This is a genomic window from Microcoleus vaginatus HSN003, assembly GCF_022701255.1.
Lineage (GTDB): Bacteria > Cyanobacteriota > Cyanobacteriia > Cyanobacteriales > Microcoleaceae > Microcoleus > Microcoleus vaginatus_B.
Genome location: NZ_CP031705.1, coordinates 5,295,042 through 5,309,144 on the forward strand (window position 1 = coordinate 5,295,042; position 14,103 = coordinate 5,309,144).

11 protein-coding genes and 1 pseudogene are annotated in these 14,103 nt (G+C 46.5%); 7 read left to right on the forward strand and 5 right to left on the reverse strand.

Annotation, left to right across the window (positions count from 1 at the left end; translation table 11 throughout):
- Positions 1–121 precede the first annotated feature (121 nt).
- Positions 122–736 (reverse strand): COP23 domain-containing protein, encoded by a 615-nt coding sequence (locus tag D0A37_RS22910; RefSeq protein WP_242717829.1) that lies wholly within the window; start codon positions 734–736, stop codon positions 122–124.
- 359 nt (positions 737–1,095) lie between these two features.
- Here D0A37_RS22910 and D0A37_RS22915 point away from each other — a divergent pair, with 359 nt between their 5' ends.
- The 3 genes and pseudogenes from D0A37_RS22915 (at position 1,096) to D0A37_RS22925 (ending at position 5,286) form a co-directional block, all read left to right on the forward strand.
- A complete protein-coding gene (locus D0A37_RS22915) occupies positions 1,096–2,781 on the forward strand; it encodes a potassium channel family protein (RefSeq protein ID WP_242717831.1) in 1,686 nt (561 codons plus the stop codon).
- Between the two features lie 169 nt (positions 2,782–2,950).
- Positions 2,951–4,809, forward strand: a pseudogene (locus D0A37_RS22920) (N-acetylmuramoyl-L-alanine amidase).
- Between the two features lie 81 nt (positions 4,810–4,890).
- Positions 4,891–5,286, forward strand: a complete 396-nt coding sequence (locus D0A37_RS22925; protein ID WP_242717834.1) for an SH3 domain-containing protein — start codon at positions 4,891–4,893, stop codon at positions 5,284–5,286.
- Positions 5,287–5,402: 116 nt separating this feature from the next.
- On the opposite strand, the gene D0A37_RS22930 is transcribed toward D0A37_RS22925, so the two are convergent.
- Complete coding sequence (locus tag D0A37_RS22930) at positions 5,403–5,963, reverse strand: Uma2 family endonuclease (RefSeq protein ID WP_242717836.1); 561 nt, start codon at positions 5,961–5,963, stop codon at positions 5,403–5,405.
- Positions 5,964–6,041: 78 nt separating this feature from the next.
- Positions 6,042–7,019 (reverse strand): metallophosphoesterase, encoded by a 978-nt coding sequence (locus tag D0A37_RS22935; protein ID WP_242717838.1) that lies wholly within the window; start codon positions 7,017–7,019, stop codon positions 6,042–6,044.
- Between the two features lie 63 nt (positions 7,020–7,082).
- On the opposite strand from D0A37_RS22935, the gene D0A37_RS22940 reads away from it, so the two are divergent.
- Positions 7,083–8,279: a CapA family protein gene (locus D0A37_RS22940; protein WP_242717840.1), complete on the forward strand. Its 1,197-nt coding sequence runs from the start codon at positions 7,083–7,085 to the stop codon at positions 8,277–8,279.
- Positions 8,280–8,893: 614 nt separating this feature from the next.
- On the forward strand, positions 8,894–9,532 hold the full coding sequence (locus tag D0A37_RS22945) for a prepilin-type N-terminal cleavage/methylation domain-containing protein (protein WP_242717842.1): 639 nt from the start codon (positions 8,894–8,896) through the stop codon (positions 9,530–9,532).
- Positions 9,533–9,764: 232 nt separating this feature from the next.
- Here the strand turns inward: D0A37_RS22945 and D0A37_RS22950 are convergent, their stop codons facing one another.
- Complete coding sequence (locus D0A37_RS22950) at positions 9,765–11,690, reverse strand: peptidoglycan D,D-transpeptidase FtsI family protein (protein WP_242717844.1); 1,926 nt, start codon at positions 11,688–11,690, stop codon at positions 9,765–9,767.
- Between the two features lie 304 nt (positions 11,691–11,994).
- Positions 11,995–12,570 (reverse strand): hypothetical protein, encoded by a 576-nt coding sequence (locus tag D0A37_RS22955; protein WP_242717846.1) that lies wholly within the window; start codon positions 12,568–12,570, stop codon positions 11,995–11,997.
- 337 nt (positions 12,571–12,907) lie between these two features.
- Between D0A37_RS22955 and D0A37_RS22960 the strand changes: the two genes are divergently transcribed.
- Both D0A37_RS22960 and D0A37_RS22965 read left to right on the forward strand, forming a co-directional pair.
- The gene (locus D0A37_RS22960) at positions 12,908–13,123 is read left to right on the forward strand and encodes a serine protease (protein WP_242717848.1); all 216 of its coding nucleotides are present in this window, start codon (positions 12,908–12,910) and stop codon (positions 13,121–13,123) included.
- A 257-nt stretch (positions 13,124–13,380) separates the two neighbouring features.
- Complete coding sequence (locus D0A37_RS22965; RefSeq protein ID WP_242717850.1) at positions 13,381–13,683, forward strand: hypothetical protein; 303 nt, start codon at positions 13,381–13,383, stop codon at positions 13,681–13,683.
- The last annotated feature ends 420 nt before the right edge of the window (positions 13,684–14,103 follow it).

Genomic DNA, 14,103 nt, shown 5'->3' on the forward strand with positions numbered 1-14,103 from the left:
GTTTCAAAATTTTTCAGGTGCAAGCATTGGAATTAATATTACCCACAGCCAGGACACGGCAGTGCCGTGTCCTCTATGTCATGTCTCAATGCAACCGGGAACGATATTAGAGGCGCGGCTATTAAATACCCCGATCGCCCTGCGGTTTTGCTACAGGAACTGACGGTTTCTTATTGGAAGAATTAAAAGCTCGATCGACCATATCTCCAAAGGGAACAAACTGCGGCGCAGACGATTGAGCTCCGGTTCTGAACACTGTCACGGGCCCGCTGCCGTCTTGGGCAAAATTAATCAATCTCGTTAAAGCATCACCGGGATTTTTAGCATTTCGCTTGTCTAAGGTGAACAGCAGATTTTGAGAGTTGCAGCGCCCCCGTCCGTTCACGTAACAAACTACGGGCAAGTTATTAACAATTCCTGTTGTTAACTGCAAGTTGCTCAATCTTCCACCATTCTGGGCAACAGCTTTGGTCAATCTATTGGAAACAATTTGACAGCGCTGCCAAGGTGTATATTCGCGACCGAACTCGGTAGATTTCCAAAGAATCATCGGATCTGTCGTGACATTTCCCCGGCGCGCAATTGTAACAAAATCCCGACCGGAAGTAACGCACTGAAATGTTGTTCTAGTGCTATTCCAAGAGTTGCTGGCTGGAGCTGCTTGCACTTGGCTTGCAAAGGCGACAGTACCGGCGAACACTAAAGCGGATGCTAATAAGGGTGCAGTGAATTTCATAATAACTCCTGCCACTAAGGCAGCTAAATTTATGTAGGAAGTCATAGTTGTAGGGACAGGGCTGTGTCCCTACCTATTCAATTTCTGCTGGTTGGCTGTCGCACCCGGATATTTTCCATTAAATTACGTTATTGCACCTCATATCTGTAGGTACAGAGCACTGCTGTGTCCTTGTTTCAAAACTTGGGAACGCGACTTTAGGCACACGGCACGGCCCTTTCCTTGTTCCAAAACTTCGAGACTGTGGAACAAGCATCCTAGATAGTGTTTTTAGCTACATTCTTCAAAGCCAGAGCCGTCAACAATGGTAGGTAAAACTACAAAGCACAGCTCCGAAATTGGCTGGCAAATAACTTTTTATGAAACCTCGAATCATTGTTTGCGGGTTGGGCCACACGGGACACAAGATTTTTTGTTTGTTGAGACAGCAAGGAGCGATTGTGGTTGGTATTAGCGATCGCCCAATTCGTGGCGAAACTTCTGATGTGGTTGTCGGCAATTTGCAAGCAGCTTCTACCTTGTTGGCGGCAGGCATTCAAACCGCTCACACTTTAGTAATTGCAGCAGACGATGATGCTGTGAATTTGGCCATTTTGATGCAGGCGAGGATTCTCAATCCTCAGATTCGCATCATCAACAGATTGTTCAATACTAGCTTGGGCGTCAGGATTGACCACACTTTGCCTGATCACGCTTCCATGAGCGTTTCATCATTGGCGGCCCCGGTTTTTGCCTTTGCGGCTCTCGGAAGTCAGGCGATCGGACAGTTGCGTTTGTTCGATCGCACATGGCCGATTCACGAAGAATATATCGATGAAACACATCCTTGGAAAAATCGCAAACTGAGCGATTTGTGGGACGATCGATCGCGAATGTTGATTTATTATCTGCCGGCTGCTAACAAAACTGATTTAGTATCGGCGGTGCTGGCCGAGCGGCAGTGTCAGCAGGGCGATCGGCTAATTGTTGCCACTCAGCCGACTATCCGCAGCTCCCAAAAAACTTTAACTCAAAAACTGCTCAAAACAGTAACTAGGCTGCACAGATTTCAGCAGCACAGCCAAGCAGCAGTAATTGTTGTATTGACGCTGCTGTCAATGATTGCCGTTGCTACTGCTACCTATATTTGTGTTGACAATAATATCTCACTTGTTGATTCTCTCTATTTTTCAGTAGGGATGATTACGGGAGCCGGAGGTCATGAAAAAGTAGCCGAACAAGCTCCCGAAAGCATTAAACTATTTACAGTTGTGATGATGTTAGTGGGAGCCGGAATCATCGGCATCTGCTACGCACTGCTCAACGATTATGTATTGGGAACTCGCTTTACCGAATATTGGGATGTGGCGCGAGTGCCGCAGCGCAATCATTACATTATTTGCGGACTCGGAGGAATTGGCATCCAAATTGCTAAAGAACTGCACACTAACGGTTACGATATTGTGGCGATCGAACAAGATCCGAACAGCCGATTTCTGAGTACCGCTCGCTCAATGAAAATTCCGGTCATTCAGGGAAGTGCTAGTTTGCCGGCAACTCTGGAAGCTGCTAATGTTAAGCAAGCGGCAGCACTTTTGGCGGTAACTAGCAGCGATATGTCTAATGTCGAAATTGCCTTGAGCGCTAAAGGATTGGCACCAAAACTATCAGTTATTGTCCGCAATCAAGACCCACATTTTGCTTTGATGGTGCAGCAAGTTTTTGAGTTTGAAGGAGTGTTGAACCCGACGGAATTGGCGGCTCCTGCTTTCGCGGCGGCGGCGATTGGAGGCAGAATTTTGGGCAACGGGATGACTGCTGATAGTCTCTGGGTTTGCTTGGCCACATTGATTACGCCAAAACATCCTTTCTGCGGCCAGCGCATTCAAGATGCTGCTAAGTCTGCGGATTTTGTGCCTCTTTATGCGGAAACTAAGTGTCAAACTCTCCACGGCTGGGATTTACTGAATTGTTGTTTGAGTACGGGGGATGTTTTGTATTTGACGATGCCGGCGAATCGGTTGGATCAACTGTGGAGAACGACCTCGGAATTAATTAAAACTTAATGGTTTGACGCGGGAATTTATGTTGGTGATCGCTCAATTGCAACTACAAACCTGATAAAATGAGCCGTGTCTAGTAAATAAGACTTACGGCTAATCCTCAGAAATCCGGTTTCTGAGGGCAAGTTCTAGTATAAATAACCAACAGAGTGTCAATTAGTTGCGATTTAGAATGAGAAAATTTTTAGGATTATTTGTGTTTGGGATGATCATGGCGATCGCCTCTGTAGCTGTGGCGGCTCAACCTTTGTTCGTCTCTTATCCTCCACCCAACCACAAAACTACAGCAGATCGCATTTTTTTAATCGGCACAGCGCCCGCACCGGGACAAGTGTTAGTAAATGGCAACCAAATTTCGCGCACCGCAGTCGGCCATTTCGCCCCGACTTTTCCGCTGCAACTCGGGGAAAATGTCTTTACATTGCGTTACGAAAATCAGGAAGTCAAAATTAAGGTGACGCGCCAGTCGAATCAGCCGGAAGTCCCTGTAGGATTGGCTTTTGCTAAAGATTCCCTGACGCCTAAAGTCGATGTGGCGAGTTTGCCGGGGGAATATATTTGCTTTGGGGCGATCGCACCTGCGAATGCTCAAGTTTCGGTAAAATTGGCGGGCGTTACTATTCCTTTAAAAGCGCGATCGCAAGTCGAACTACCCGACAACAAATCTGTACTGTTAGGTGAAAACTCCCCGATCACAAAAGGCGGCAGCGAACAGTATCAAGGCTGCGCTCAAACCCCCCCAACCCCCCTTTGCTAAGGGGGGGCAATGAGTCTAATGCTTCCTTCGTCACGGGGGAAAATGAGTCTAACTCCTCGCTACCAAAAACGGAAAAAGTGGATTTAGGAGTGCCTGTATTTGAGCTAACAATGAATAATCAAACTATCAGCCAGCAGGGTACTGGCAAGATTTCTATTCTTTCTCCGGCTGACTTAGAAATAGCCGAAGTAACAGCCGAGCCAGGTGTTGCCCGAACCGGGGCGAGTACAGATTTTTCTCGGATGACACCGCTGCCGAAGGGCACGCGAGCAACAGTTATCGGGCGCGAGGGAGAATGGCTCAGACTCGATTACGGTGCTTGGATTAAAGCATCAGAAGTGCAAATTGTCAAAGATGCCGTGCCTCCGCGATCGATTATTCGCAGCGCCAGTTCGCGTCAAGTTTCCGGCTGGACAGAGGTCTTATTTCCCTTAGAAATACCCGTCCCAGTCACTGTGCAAGAAGGAGAACGCACTTTCACTTTAACTCTGTACAATACTACCGCTCAAACTGACATTATTCGCATCCAGGATGACCCCGTAATTTCGCGTTTGGAATGGCAACAAATATCGCCGCTGCAAGTACAATACACTTTTAATCTCAAATCCGCCCAGCAGTGGGGCTATAAGTTGAGATACGAGGGCACAACTTTAGTGTTGTCTTTAAAACACCCGCCAGTCAATACAAGCGCGGTGCCCAATTCGCAAGCAAAGCCGCTGTCGGGAATTAAGATTCTCATCGATCCGGGACACGGCGGGCCGCAGGATGGAGGTGCTGTGAGTCCAGTGGGGATTAGAGAAAAAACAGTAGCTTTAACTGTGTCAAAATTGGTGCGAGAAGAATTGGTAAATCGGGGTGCGAATGTGCTAATGACGCGGGTAGAAGATGTCGATTTGGATTTGCCACCCAGGGTGGAAATGATTCAAAAAGAAGAACCTGCGATCGCAATTTCAATTCACTACAATGCTTTGCCAGATAACGGCGACGCCATTAAGACTAAAGGCGTCGGCGCTTTCTGGTTTCACCCGCAAGCGCACAGTTTGGCAACCTTTTTGCACAATTATTTAGTTGCCAAGTTGAACCGTCCAAGCTATGGTGTATTCTGGAACAACTTAGCCATGACTCGTCCTGCCGTTGCTCCATCTGTTTTAATGGAATTGGGATTTATGATCAATCCCGAGGAGTTTGAATGGATTGTGAATCCGACAGAACAGAAGAAGTTAGCCGAGGCGATCGCCCAAGGTGTTACCGAATGGTTTGCCTCTGTCAAATAGCAGTTAGTAGTAAGGGCTGAAGTCTTGCTCAAAAAGTTCATAGTCAGGACTTCAGTTCTGCCAATCCAAGGAAATGAAATAATGCTAATTTTTACTCAATCAAAAGCCTTTTTTATTGCAGCCGTCGTTGCAAGTTTTAGCTTCTCACTTTACAGCTTTCCTGTTTTCGGCAAGCAGCAAAGCCTTGCTCCCGCAAAAGCAGAAGCTTTAAAAAAGCAAACTCAATGCTCGTTTATTACAGGTGAAGGTGGCGCTGTTAACATTCGCAAAGGCCCAGGGAATCAGTACCCGGTTGTAGCTAAATTGAAAAGAGGAGACGGAGTTAGGGCTGTCAGCAGACAAGGTAATTGGGTGAAAATTGCCGCCAGATTTTCGGGTAATCCTCCTAATGAAACTTTGACAATCCTTGACGGTTGGGTGAACAATCAATTTATTAATGGGTGTTCCGAAGACCAATTTGAAAGGTGGCGGCAATAGGGGATTTGGTTTGTAGTAAGGATTTCAGTCCTTAGTTGAGATGAAAGCTAAAGTTTTCACTACAAACCACACCGGAAGATTTTTAAAAGTGGTACAAAAAAGACGATCGCCCTGATTCATTGTTGCATTCTCAACCAGCTAAACACCTGTTCGGCGGTGATATTCAGGGGAATCATTTCGGGAACAGGAAGGACATCGCTACCTTCGCAGAATTGCGGTTGTTGGTTGGGCAAAAATGCTAAAATCGATCGATCGTCTGGATCGATTAGCCAGCCCAACTGACAATTATGTTGAAGACAGTGAATAATTTTTCTAGTTACGCGATTTGAGCTTTGCTGTGGCGACAGGATTTCGATCGCCCAATACGGCGCAATTCGCACATCATCCACTGGTTCGCCGCTGTCATCAAATTGAATCTGTTCCCACAATAGTACCGCAATATCTGGAACAATCGATCGACCGCCAAAGGTACACCGCAACTCTGGAAAAGCGTAAGCTATCTTGGGTTCCTCTACCACTTCATTAATGACACGCAGGAATTGCCCCTGGAGACGAGAATGTTTAGTTTTCGGCATAGGTTTTTGGATAATCTCCCCCTCAATATATTCGCTAGCAGGTTTAGTTTCTGGCAGTTTCAAAAATTCTTCCAGGGTGAAGCGCCCAGTTGCGATTGTCATAAATAAATTCCTCGATTCTACCTATCTTCAGTGTAATCCAAAAATTATTTATCTTGCATAAAAATGGTGTTACATAGCCTAATTTTCCGGGACAATCTGCTGTTTAAATTCAAACAAATTAGGATTTGTAGGGTCATAAAAAGCCCGCAACCAATGCACGTTGGGAGAACCAAAAGTTTCAACTCTAGTAAAATTTTTCATTCTCGGTAGTTGAGTCTCATCGGTAAAAAGGGGTAAAGGCTTATCGATGCGGAAATAGTGAGTATCGCCGTGGACGAATACAACTTGTCCTGGGAAATTGCCTGTTTCTGTTTCCAGAGTTGCCATAAAATCGTTGTAGCCACTTCTTCTTTTGTCCGTCGGATCGAGTTCAAATCCCGGATTTGCCTGTGCAACTAACACAATTCCTTTGCTGTTGCTGCGTTTGGCTAAAGCAAAACATTCTTTGATCCAGGCTAAGTTAGCTGAATTGCGATCGGCATATTCTGCATCTCCTTCGGGAGTGCGGCCAAAATTGTTGTTGCTTCCCGGCATATTAATCGCGAAAAACACAACTCCATGATAAATCCAGCGAACATTTTCGCGGAATTTAGCAAACTGCAGGTTTTCGCTTTGACGGGTGAGAGTTAAGGTGCGCTTGCCCAAACTTTGATTACCGTTGCTAAATATTTCCCGCAGTTTAGCGAGTCTTTCTACCGGATCGTAACTGCCATTTTTTGATCGGTGGCAATCCGTCCATTCATTATCGCCATAGGCAAGAATAAACGGCATCTCAAAATTGTCAAATAACTGCTTGCGGCTGACAAAAGTTGCATCATCGCAGACACTAGAACCGTTTTTAATGTCGCCGTCGTGGACGACAAACGCTGCGGGCGATCGATTGATATCTGCAATCAAACTCGGAAATTGTGCTTCCTGTTCGGCACTATAAGGCAAATCGCCAATTAAGGCAAATTCAAAAGGTCTATCGCCCGAAGTTTGAGCATAAGTTAAAACCCCAAAACCCGTAATTGCTACAAAAACAATCAAGGCAAGAATTAGATAGTTTTTTTTCATTTTTTGAGTCGGAAGTAAATTATTTATGATACCATATTAGCCGACAAATCACTCTAAAAAATCATGAATTTTCGTCGGTTGCTCTCGGTAATTGCCATGCTTTCGATCGCAGGCTGCAATCTCGAAACGCCACAAACCAACACACAGCCTACAGAAAGTCGATCGCCAATTGCAACCCCTGTTCCCGCCCAACCAAAGTCTGAGATCAAAGAAGCAAAACTAATTGCTGTCGGCGACATCATGATGCACAGTACCCAAACGCGATCGGGCTACGACGCAAAAAAGAAAACATACAATTTTGACAATTTCTTCGCACCAGTTAAAAGTATCCTATCAACAGGCGATTGGGTCATCGGAAATCTCGAAACACCTTTAGCGGGCCAAGATGCGGGCGGATATACGGGATATCCGCTATTTAACGCACCGGCTCAATTAGCAGATGCTGCTAAAAAAGCCGGATTTAATATCTTGACAACGGCGAACAATCATGCTTTAGACCGTGGAGAAAAAGGAGTAATTAGGACGATCGCCAATCTGAGCGATCGCAAAATTGCGTTCACAGGAACAGCCACATCAGCCGCCGAAGCTTCACGCACTTTAATCAGCACCAAAAACAACATTTCACTAGCCCTGCTAGCCTACACCTACGGCACAAACGGCATTCCCATACCCAAAGGCAAAGATTACTTAGTTTCCCTAATCGACCAAAAAAAGATAATCAAAGACATTGCCAAAGCCCGAAAACAAGGAGCAGATATTATCGCAATTTCCCTGCATTTTGGCGATGAATATCAGCGACAACCAAACACCCAACAAAAACAATTAGTTGAAAACCTATTAAAAGCTGGTGCAGACATCATTCTCGGCAGCCATCCCCACGTCGTCCAACCTTACAAAATTTTTAACTTTCCCGGAAAAAATGGCAAAACCCGCAAAGCTGTAGCAATTTATTCAATGGGAAACTTCATTTCCGGTCAGAAGAAAAAATATACAGACTTAGGCGTAATTTTGCAAGTAAATATTCGCAAAAAATTTCCTGAAAAAACCACAGAAATTACAGATGTAAAAACACATCCTACTTGGGTGCACCGCTATGCTTTGAACAATAAAACGAACTATCGCGTTTTGCCCTTAGAAACAACGGTCAGCCAGAAAAAAGATGCACTACTAGCAACTTCACAGTATCCAATTTTATCAAAATATTTGCAGGATATGAACAATCATCTTAACTCTTTGAATAGTCCGAAAAAATCCAAATAATTTGGCATTGGAAATTGGGAAGTGGGCATTAGTTATTGGAATTGGAGGCCTAGCCGAGCGATTTGTATTCCCAGGCAGTGCCCATTGCGGCGTTGCTGGATACAGGTATCAATTCAAGATTTCGCAAGTGCTATGGGCCAAGTCGGGTGAGTTTTGTAACATCAAGCGAAAAGTTGATTCATACCGTGAATCAGCAACGCCCGACTGTGTTATCATCATATGTCGCCAGATTCCCAGCTTTGCCTCTTGACCTCCAAGGAGTCCTGTACCGAGCTGTGCCTCACTTAAAAAAGGGCAGCAATTAGAGACCAGGGTTGAGTTCTCCAAAGCCACTGTTTTCTCTACTTAAAACTCAAAAAAGTTTTCTGCACCACTAAGCTACATACCTTCGGGCTCTGATGCGATCATCGGGCGATCGACAAAATTGCTGTAGGGAAACCGCACTACCTTTTCCTGACTGCCGTTTCCTTACCCGCAGTTTTTTTAAAGTCGCATAAATTTTCAGTAAATTCCGATCTACACACTCCCCAAATCCAAAGTTAAAATATACCCAATAAAAAATAGCTTCTCCTAGCTGTTTTTTTGGCAAGCTAAATATCAGGGAGTTCATCTACGTGTCAATAAATAAAACGCTCCAAGGCAGAGCCACTACACCTGCTGCCGGTTTTACAATGATTGAGCTATTGATAATTATTTTAATCATAGGAATATTTTGTGCGATCGTCGCCCCCTCTTGGCTAATGTTCATCAACCACCACCGTTTAAAGGCATCGCTCGATCGAGCTTATTGGGCAATGGAACTTGCCCACAGCAACGCCAAACGCGACAAAATTTCATGGCAAGCCAGCTTTAAACCAGTAGGAGAAAATGTACAAATAGCCGTTCACCCAGCCGACATTCCCCCAGGCCAAGTACCAGCCAGTCAATGGAAAAACCTAGAACGGCAAATTCAAATAGATACAGTTATCAACGACAAAGGAGGTTATGAAACAACACTACTTCCAGTAAATGAAAATAACGAGCAAAAAGCAAACGGCACAATCCGGCGCGTCATGTTCAACCACAGAGGTTGCCCCGTCTCTCGAAGCGACCATGACTGCACGCTAACGAGTATAAGAGCCAAAGGAACCCTAACACTATTTCATCCCAACTTAAGAAACAGCCAACGCTGCATCATCATCTCCACTCTTTTAGGACATAAACGCACCTCCCAAAGACAGCCCAAAGCTCAAGACAAAAGATATTGTTACTGAGTCACTGATGTAGGGTGCGTCAGGGAAAACAATATTACCCGAAATCTGGACACGGAAGTGCCGTTTCCCTACAAATTGGGCGATCGTTACATCTGATCGCCCGATCGCCCGGAACCCGGCAAGCTACGATTATTTTGGAGTAGGGAAACGGCATTGTCGCGTCCTCAATAGCCTTGTTATCGATCGTTATATTCGATGTCAATTCCTGACGCCACATCTCAGCTCTAATCAACTACTTCTTACTCGGCGCAATCTTCTCAATAGAAATCAGCGCCTCCATCACCGACTCCACAATCGGCGCCGCCACCGTACCCCCCGAACCGTCCTTCGGCTCATCAATCACCGCTAAAACCACATACCGAGGAGCCTCCACAGGCATGATCCCCACAAAGCTAGTAATAATCGCCTTGTCAGAATAACCCCCACCAGCATTAGCTTTTTGAGCCGTGCCCGTTTTTCCAGCAATCCGATACCCAGGAATTTGTGCAGCTTTCCCCGTACCACCATCAACCACAGTTTCCATCATTTCTAACACCTGCTTAGTAGTTTCCGGCGAAAAAACCTGCTTTGGAACCGCCCTCGGAAGCTTCCAATAAGCTTCACCGTCCCTATCAAAAAGTCCCCGCACAACGTGAGGAGTCACCAACTTGCCACCGTTAGCCAAAGCGCCGTTAAGCTGCACCAACTGCATCGGAGTAATCGAAAAACCTTGCCCAAAAGCCGTAGTAGCAACTTCCACCGGAGAGTTAATAAATTGCTCTCGATTTTTAAGCTGACTGGTTACTTCAAAAGGCAAATCTGTTCCCGCAGTTTGTCCGAGTCCGAGTTTTTCTAAAGCTTTATAGTAAAGAGAAGCTTTCATACTTCTCATTACGTGCACCATCCCCACATTGCTAGAATGTTTCAAAATCTCAGTAACAGTAGAAGGGCCGCGCGCGCCTACGAATTTGTAATCGGAATTTTGGATAGTCCAGCCATCCATGAAAATCCGACCTTCGTCCTTAAAGACAGTATTAGGTTTCACCGCACCCGCTTCCAGAGCGATCGCCACATTAATCGCTTTAAAAGTCGAACCAGGCTCATAAACATCAGTTACAGCCCAATTTTTATAGCGCGACAAATCGAAATTAAAATATTGATTCGGGTCATAAGAAGGTTCCGCTACAACTGACAGCAATTCCCCGTTACGGGCATCCATCACAATCACTGTGCCCCGCTTCGCATCGTGTTGCTTCATTTTTTCCTTAAGCGCAGTTCGGGCAGCCCGCTGCAAGCGACTGTCGATCGTCAATTGCAATTTCAAGTCATCAAGCTGCACAAATCCGGCCGTCAGTCGATCGGGAACCCAATTGCCATTGCTCGACCTGCTAAACTGAATCGACGGCATCGATCGTTCCAACAAATTCTGCTGGCTGTATTCCACCCCGGCTTGTCCCTTCCGTTCCCCGTCCACATAACCGAGGATATCCGCCGCCAACTCCTGCTGTGGGTAAAAACGCTGCTGCTGTCGCAGCAACTCCAAGCCATCGACCAGACTCTCTTTAATTTGCATCTGAGCGACGCGATCGGCAACCTCTTGGGGCAGAGAGTCCGCAATTGTAATACCGCTTTCCGCAAGATTAAACCTGCGTATCAGTTCAGTTTCCGACGTAGTGCCCGGACTGCGTTCGATCGCCAGCATCGGAGCCAATTTAGCAGCAATTTCCGCCTTTGAGTGGTTAAACAACTTCGGGTGAGCGTAGAGCGTGTACACCTGTCTGTCGATCGCCAAAACATTACCTGCGCGGTCAATTATCGGGCGTCTCGGTACAAACGGCTTCGTTTTGAGAGTTTGCTGCTGCTCGGCCTGTTTACGCAGCGCCGGAGCTCGCGTCACCTGCAAATAAAACAAATTCACAGCCAGCCCCAGCCCTCCCAGCATCAACACCGCCCACACCGCCCACAAACGGAACTTGCTGCGCTTTAAACGCTCCACAGGTCGCCCCCAAGAGGCAGCCGTCTGTTGTGGTGATCTGCCGGAACTGCCCGGATATCTAGGTTTAGCTGGTTTTTCCCACCCAGTACGCGCGGCGAAGCTATCCCGTAGGGAATCGCCCGACTGTTTTGGGCGTTTGAAATTCGGCGATCTGTAGCGGTCAAAACGGGGATCGTAGCTCATGGCATTAAAATTTCAATAGCAAGTGAGAGCGTTTTAGAATTTATAATTTAGATTTTATAATTTAGATTTTATAATATAAATTTCAAGACTTGGGAATGAGCAATCCCTATCAGGGTTTGGATCAGACCTAGAGTTGCATTCTTTTTTTTGAAGAGGTTTTAATTATTTTTAAATTGTAACTTCCGGTGGGAAGCCGAAAATTGAGCGCGACTTGCTGCAAAAAAGTCAAAAAGGAAATTAGCTCCTCAAATTCTCAGGCCCTCGGACACTCAGGCCCTCGGGCGCTCTCGGCTTTGACACAGGTTTAATAGCCCAGTGGTGTTTCCACACCGGCTCGATTCTTGAGAACGGGCTCAGAATTTGGTGCCGCAAGGGGCGATCGGGTTTCAGGCGCCGGCTGCAAGAAAATCGTGTCGCCAGGATTTTGCGGAGCCAAACCGGTTTCGGGATTTTGGGCTTCTTTAGCAAGTTGGTGTTTCAAGACTTCGCTAGAAGAACTCAACTGCTGTTCCTGGAGACGCAGAGTTTCCAGTTTTTGATAATCCTGACTCCAGCGCTGCTCGCCGTAAACTGTCAAGCCGTAGAGACTCAGAGCACCGCCCAAAAGCATAAGTGCTCCCACTGAGGAGGCGCGCTGTACCTGCAGGAGCGATCGCAACCACACTGGCTGCTGCTGGCGATCGGGCAAAACTTTCAGCACCGATGCGGACGACCGAGCATTCGCCTGTTCGTCGGCTGGCGAGTAGTTGGGCAATACCGGCCCTGTCTTCGCCCGCCTAGCTTTGGCAATAGAAGTAACTTTGCTTTTGGCTGGGCCCGCAGCGGGCTTGCGGGTCGATCGGGAGCGGGGAGAATCCGGGGATCTGATAGCAGCGGTCATAGAGTTCACCAATACGTAAAGTGGGGTAGCTTCAGCTTGATTGAGGTTAAGAGTTTTTTGTCTCCCAGATCGCCAGTTGTGGCAATCTGCGTTCGATCGGTTATCCTTACCAAAGATACCTCACAAGCCAACCAACCCATCCTACCACTGGTCTCTTTGACTTCAGGATTTGCAAAAAAAAAGAAATCTTTGCTGGTTAGCGATAATCTATGTGAAATTTATTAATAAATGCAGTATTGTAATCAACGAGCGAATCGTTGATCTATTCGTGCCAGCATTGTTTCTCAAGTACACTATCCCCTTCCTTGCGATGGGTTTTCAATCTTAAGGAGTTTTTATGAACAAGGGATTAATTCGTTTGACTTTGGTAGTGGGCTTGGCAGTAGCCCTCGGCGCCTGCGGAGATACCGGCAGCAACGGTAACTCTAGCCCCTCTCCGGGCGGCGCTGGCGGCGCTGGTGGCACTGGCACTACTACTCCTCCTGTTTCTTCTCCATCTCCAAAGACAACTCCACCTACTAGCCCTGCCCCTGCTCCTAAAAAGACTCCCTAACTAGGGTTCTCCCGGATTCGGTGCCCAACGAGCCTAGCCTCGGGGTGAAAAATGGTTCGCTCCTCGCATTTTTTCATCTCATCGGTCTAGGTCTCAAGTTGGGTGGTAGTGATGATCTGATGCTTTTACTACTAAAGTTCAGTACGTCCCCTTACAGCAGCAAAGTCCGCTGATTCCCTGCGTTACAAGAGCGTTCCCTTTCAAGTAGAAAATTTGACTCCCGGCCTGCACTTTTTGAAACTCAAGCCTGTGACAGGATGTTTGAGGACATTGCCGGTGCTGCTGCCTCAACTGAATATCAACCGGAGGATCTCGCAGACTCGACGCAAATTTTGCACTATCGATCGAGTCTCGCTTTCTTTCCCCGCCACTGTGGCTCGCAGACGAGAAGAAAGCAAGCTGAGCCTTGGATGCTCGTCGAAGACTTGCTCGATGACAGCATCGCCATGGCTACTCGATTTGTTGACTACGAGTTTCGTGTCGGTGCGGGCAAGCAAATCTACCCGTCTGTTTTGAGCCAGTTTAGTGATTCAATTGGCGCCCTGCCAGTTCGGTATTAACCCTGCCTCGGCAAAACTCACTTCTGTTACGCATGAGTTCTGCTTTAAACCTCTTGCACCGTCGCTGGTAGGATGGTGCTAGTTTTTTGGTAGGCGATTCCTTGAGCATGGCAGATATTGCTGGCTGCTGTCGCCCTGCTGAGTGCTTTAGCTTTGATTCCTAAATACCGAGTTGAGCATCCTTCGCTGTTTGAGCGTATTGCAAAAATTCACCGACTTTGTGGGGAAACCCAGCCTCCGGGATGTGAAATTCTACCGATCGGGGGATCGCCCCTGCCTGAAACTTCCAGGTAAACTATTAACTGCTGCTCAACACTTACAGGGTTGACCCTCCTACAGTGTCAAATCGACAATAGGAAAAATTTTCATATCACATATTAAATAAAAAGTCAATGATATTTGGGAAAAAATATAAATTTT

What these genes read in the sequence shown, in the direction of transcription:
- D0A37_RS22925 (WP_242717834.1), top strand. Translation starts at nt 4,891, where the DNA reads ATGCTAATTTTTACTCAATCAAAAGCCTTTTTTATTGCAGCCGTCGTT.
- D0A37_RS22940 (WP_242717840.1), top strand. Translation starts at nt 7,083, where the DNA reads ATGAATTTTCGTCGGTTGCTCTCGGTAATTGCCATGCTTTCGATCGCA.
- D0A37_RS22955 (WP_242717846.1), bottom strand. Translation starts at nt 12,570, where the DNA reads ATGACCGCTGCTATCAGATCCCCGGATTCTCCCCGCTCCCGATCGACC.
- D0A37_RS22965 (WP_242717850.1), top strand. Translation starts at nt 13,381, where the DNA reads ATGTTTGAGGACATTGCCGGTGCTGCTGCCTCAACTGAATATCAACCG.
- D0A37_RS22950 (WP_242717844.1), bottom strand. Translation starts at nt 11,690, where the DNA reads ATGAGCTACGATCCCCGTTTTGACCGCTACAGATCGCCGAATTTCAAA.
- D0A37_RS22935 (WP_242717838.1), bottom strand. Translation starts at nt 7,019, where the DNA reads ATGAAAAAAAACTATCTAATTCTTGCCTTGATTGTTTTTGTAGCAATT.
- D0A37_RS22915 (WP_242717831.1), top strand. Translation starts at nt 1,096, where the DNA reads ATGAAACCTCGAATCATTGTTTGCGGGTTGGGCCACACGGGACACAAG.
- D0A37_RS22910 (WP_242717829.1), bottom strand. Translation starts at nt 736, where the DNA reads ATGAAATTCACTGCACCCTTATTAGCATCCGCTTTAGTGTTCGCCGGT.
- D0A37_RS22960 (WP_242717848.1), top strand. Translation starts at nt 12,908, where the DNA reads ATGAACAAGGGATTAATTCGTTTGACTTTGGTAGTGGGCTTGGCAGTA.
- D0A37_RS22930 (WP_242717836.1), bottom strand. Translation starts at nt 5,963, where the DNA reads ATGACAATCGCAACTGGGCGCTTCACCCTGGAAGAATTTTTGAAACTG.